This is a genomic window from Bacteroides sp. Ga6A2, from assembly GCF_000702225.1.
Taxonomy (GTDB): Bacteria; Bacteroidota; Bacteroidia; order Bacteroidales; family Bacteroidaceae; genus Ga6A1.
This window is the reverse complement of the sequence record NZ_JNKX01000078.1, coordinates 1-4,519: the sequence shown is the minus strand read 5'-3', so window position 1 is coordinate 4,519 and position 4,519 is coordinate 1. Positions and strand designations below refer to the sequence as shown.

Here is a 4,519-nt window from a genome sequence, read left to right as displayed (position 1 = left end):
CTAATCTAATGCTGCCCCTCGACTTGCATGTGTTAAGCCTGTAGCTAGCGTTCATCCTGAGCCAGGATCAAACTCTTCATTGTAAAATATAATTTGTTTAATTTCCTCAGCTCCGATAAATCGAATTGACAGTTCGTATCTTGTTTTTTACCCGTGAGTTAGTATTAACTAGCTCACAGCTCCTGTACTTCTTCGTCTATGTAAATCTTTCAATGAACTCTTTCTTAATTTCGCTTCCTTCACTAGTCGCTGACCTTGGCGGCTCGCCTCGTTCCCGAAAGCGAGTGCAAAGATACGGCCTTTTTCCGAACTGCAAAACTTTTCAGAAAGAAATTTTAAGAAATTTTAAATATTTTTCAAAAATCCGTATTTACACATAATATAATAGAAATTCACAGTTGACAATTCATAATTGATAATTCACAATTCAAAATTGTAGAAAACGGAAGCGTTTTTGCCTTTTGGGAAATACAAAATAGTGGGTAGGAAGAAGGTAGCAAGAAGGTAGGAAGATGGTGGCAAGATGGAAGCAAGACAGAAGATAGATTCAAGGTAGATTCAAGATACGTCGAAGGAACGTGGTAGGTACGTCCTAGGAACGTCCAAGATACGGGGAAGCAAATCAAATGGTAGTCAAAGAATTCATAATTGCAATTCACAATTCATAATTGCTGAGGACTTATGGAGGACAATTATAATACGAATTATTCTTTTGGTAAATACAAAATGATGGCAAGGTATAGGGAAGCTATACGCAGGGTATATGCAGGATATATGTAAGTTATATGCAAGCTATATGTTGGCTATATGTTGGCTATATGTTAGCTATATGTAAGTTATATGCAAGCTATATATTGGCTATATGTTAGCTATATGTTAGCTATATGTTAGCTATATGTTGGCTATATGTAAACTATATGCAGGAGATAGCCAGATTAGGTTATGGGAAGGTTGAAAGTTCAGAATTGACAATGGACAGAGACAATTCAAAATTCAGAATTCATAATTCAAATTTCAGAATTGTTAATTGTTAGAGTGAATTCAGAAACGCGTTTACAAATAAAATTTGTAATTTTGCAGCCGGTTATTTCAATCCAAGTATGAACATATCTAATTTCTGTACATACATTGTAATGATAGAGATGCTTTCTACTTGTCTTTGCGCAAAGGCACAAAACAGGAAGGAGAACATTAAGCAGAGCCGTAGGATAATGAGGCATGCGATTGACAGTCTTGCCGACATCCGCCACAACTCTGCCAACAGAAAGGAGCGCGTAAACGCTGATATGGGCGTGGTGAGAAAAATGACGGACAATCTATTAGACATCTTTCAGAAGACAAAGACCGACACGAACTTTGTATCAAGGCCTGATAAGCCCCTCACAGTAAAGTTGAAAAACGATGTGTCGGGCAACATGATTAGAATAAACACGGTCTCGGCAGAGGGCAATAAGGTTGATTACCTGCTGAGCAACAATCTGCGCGAGACGGTAGGAATAACCGCCAACTATCGGGGCTTGTCGGCTACGCTCTCGATAAATCCGAAGAAACTGATGGGCAAGACGTCTGACAAGGAATACATCATAAACTACTACAACAACAAGTACGGAATAGACCTCTCATACGGCGACATACACAACTTTTACGGAGGCGCACCACATGCAAATCGGAGCAATCAAGTGCGATATGACGAGGCTAGGCTGAGAAACCTTCAGACTAACGTCTACTACGTCTTCAACAACCGAAAATTCTCGTACCCGGCGGTTTTTACCAACTCGTATATACAGCGCAAGAGTTCGGGCAGCATCATCGCAGCCGCATCGCTCTATAGCGGAAAACTATCGGGAATGGACAGGATTTCGGAAGACATGGGTTCAACCCTCACCCTGTCGGACATAACGATGATGCACGCAAGCCTCGGCGCAGGATACGCCTACAACTACGTGCCGAACAAGAGATGGCTCTTCCACCTGTCAACGCAGATTTCGGCACTGCTGAAGAAGAGATACATGCTGAGTTACACAGACATGGACGGCGAGAGACACGACGAAAGAATGAAGTCTAAGTTTGCCAACATCTTTAACGTGGGCAGAGTAGGCATGACGTACTTCAAGAACGACCTGTTCTTCTCGCTCACGAGCGTGGTTCAGCTATCGAACGTTGGAGACACAGACCAATACTCAATCACCAACGTTAAATGGAAGGCAAGGCTCTCCGCAGGAAAGCGGTTCTGACAACAACATTCGGGTAAAGATTAAAAACAGGAAAATATAATAATACACAACGATGAAAAGTAAGACTTTAACTCTGCTGATTGTGTTTGCAATGTGCTGCATTCAGGGCATTCAGGCACAGAAAAGAACAAACAACATTACAATTATCATCTCGCTCGACGGATTCAGATGGGACTATCCGCAGATGTACCGCTGCCCTAACATCGACAAAATCGGAAAGGACGGCGTGGAGGCCGAGGTTACTCCGTGCTATCCGGCATCGACCTACCCCAACCACTACAGCATAGCCACGGGACTCTACCCCGACCACCACGGCATCGTGTCGAACACGTTCTACTGCAAGGACAACCGCACGTTCTACAAGATGAGCGACCTCTACAAGCCTAAGGCACTCCAGCAATACGGCGGCGAGCCGATATGGATTACCGCCAACCGTCAGGGCGTGAAGAGCGGTACGATATACTGGATTGGCTCGGAGTTTCAGATTAAGGGCTTCTTCCCTACCTATTTCGAGAGATGGTCGAAGACTCCTCACCTGTCGTTCCAGAAGAGAGCCGACAAGGTGCTCGAATTGCTGACAATGCCCGAAGGCACTCGTCCACAACTGATTATGTGCTACTTCGAAGAGCCCGACCACACTGGTCACTTGTACGGTCCGCAGTGTCGCGACATCGGCACGCAGATTGCCGAACTCGACAACATCATAGGCGACTTGTGGAAGAAGATAAAGACTCTGCCGATAGGCGACAGGGTGAACCTAATCATTACATCAGACCACGGCACGGCTGCAATAAGCGACCATACTTGCATCCTGATAAAGAAGTATCTGAAGAAGAAATGGTACAACGAGATTGCAGTTGCCATCCCTACCAACATATACACTAAGCCTGAATATCGCGACACGGTCTACGAGGAACTGAAGAAGATTGAGCACGTTCAGGTGTGGAAGAAGGAGGAAGTACCAGAGCATCTGCACTATGGCACGCACCCTAATTGCGGCGACATCATCGTTGCTCCCGACAAGGGCTACAACTGCGTGAACTATCTGCCTCACCTCTATGGCGAGCATGGCTACGACCCTACGGAAAGGGATATGCATGTCATCTTCAAGGCTTGCGGTCCTGACTTTAAGAAGGGTTACAAGCAGCCTGACTTCTACAATGTGGATATATATCCGCTGCTATGCAATCTTCTGGGCATAAAGCCTGCCAAGAACGATGGAGACATAAAACGTGTTAAAGGGATGCTGAAGAATTGACAATTGACAATTCAAAATTCATAATTCATAATTGACAATGGACAATTGACAATGGACAATTCATGATTGAGAATTCAATTTTGTAGAAAAAGCTGACTTTTGCCTTTTGGTAAATACAAAATAGCGCCAAGGTACGTCCAAGGTACGTCCAAGGTACGTCCAAGGTACGTCCAAGGTACGTCCAAGGTACGTCCAAGGTACGTCCAAGGTACGTCCAAGGTACGTCCAAGGTACGTCCAATTGCAGAAAAGATGTCGCCATCTTTTCGAGGATGTAAAATAAACTGTGTCATGAATAATAAAAGCATAAAAGCATAGTTTATTTTTATGATGTCGAATGAAGAAATAGATTACAGGCTAGCCGCCGAACAGTTGCGTAGCGGCAAGCCCTTGTTTGGAAAAGGTGGTGCTCTAGCTCCGATGCTGGAGCGTATATTGAACGCCGCTCTTGAGGGTGAGATGGATGCTCACCTGAGTAGTGAATGCCGTGAATCAGACAACCGTCGTAACGGTAAGATGCCGAAGACCGTTCAGACTTGCTATGGCGATGTAACGGTAGAAACTCCCCGTGACCGCGACGGAAGCTTTTCTCCTCAGACGGTCCGCAAGCGTGAGACAATCCTTGCCGATGGAATGGCAGACAAGATAATCGGCATGTATGCCTTAGGCACTAGTACGCGCGAGATAAGCCGCTACTTTGAGCGTGAGTTTGACACCAGCCTGTCTGCAGAGACAATCAGCGCGATAACCGACCGCGTATTGCCAGAAATTAAGGAATGGAAGTCACGCACGCTTGATTCCGTCTATGCCATATGCTGGCTTGACGCCATCCACTACAAGGTAAGGGACGACAGCGGTCGTGCCGTCACCCGTGCCATCTACAATGTGCTTGGCGTCAACAGAAGTGGTCAGAAGGAACTGCTCGGCATGTATGTTGCAAAGAGTGAGGGAGCAAACTTCTGGCTGGAGGTGCTTACAGACTTGCACAACCGTGGCGTGGATGATATCATGATATGCTGCGTGGATGG

At 45.2% G+C, this 4,519-nt stretch carries 3 protein-coding genes and 1 rRNA gene; 3 read left to right on the top strand and 1 reads right to left on the bottom strand.

Going from position 1 to position 4,519, the window contains the following annotated elements; genetic code table 11:
- Positions 1 to 83: ribosomal RNA gene (locus tag T538_RS0113645) — 16S ribosomal RNA — on the bottom strand; the annotation flags it as partial.
- 1,017 nt (positions 84 to 1,100) lie between these two features.
- Here T538_RS0113645 and T538_RS0113640 point away from each other — a divergent pair.
- The 3 genes from T538_RS0113640 to T538_RS0113630 form a co-directional block, all read left to right on the top strand.
- Complete coding sequence (locus T538_RS0113640; protein ID WP_031534578.1) at positions 1,101 to 2,234, top strand: DUF4421 family protein; 1,134 nt, start codon at positions 1,101 to 1,103, stop codon at positions 2,232 to 2,234.
- Positions 2,235 to 2,286: 52 nt separating this feature from the next.
- Positions 2,287 to 3,492: an alkaline phosphatase family protein gene (locus tag T538_RS0113635; protein WP_051656119.1), complete on the top strand. Its 1,206-nt coding sequence runs from the start codon at positions 2,287 to 2,289 to the stop codon at positions 3,490 to 3,492.
- 329 nt (positions 3,493 to 3,821) lie between these two features.
- The coding region (locus T538_RS0113630) for an IS256 family transposase (RefSeq protein WP_034539247.1) at positions 3,822 to 4,519 on the top strand (698 nt) is incomplete at its 3' end.

Bases quoted from the DNA above. Each gene is read 5' to 3' on its own strand.
- T538_RS0113640 (WP_031534578.1), top strand. From the start codon at position 1,101: ATGAACATATCTAATTTCTGTACATACATTGTAATGATAGAGATGCTT.
- T538_RS0113635 (WP_051656119.1), top strand. From the start codon at position 2,287: ATGAAAAGTAAGACTTTAACTCTGCTGATTGTGTTTGCAATGTGCTGC.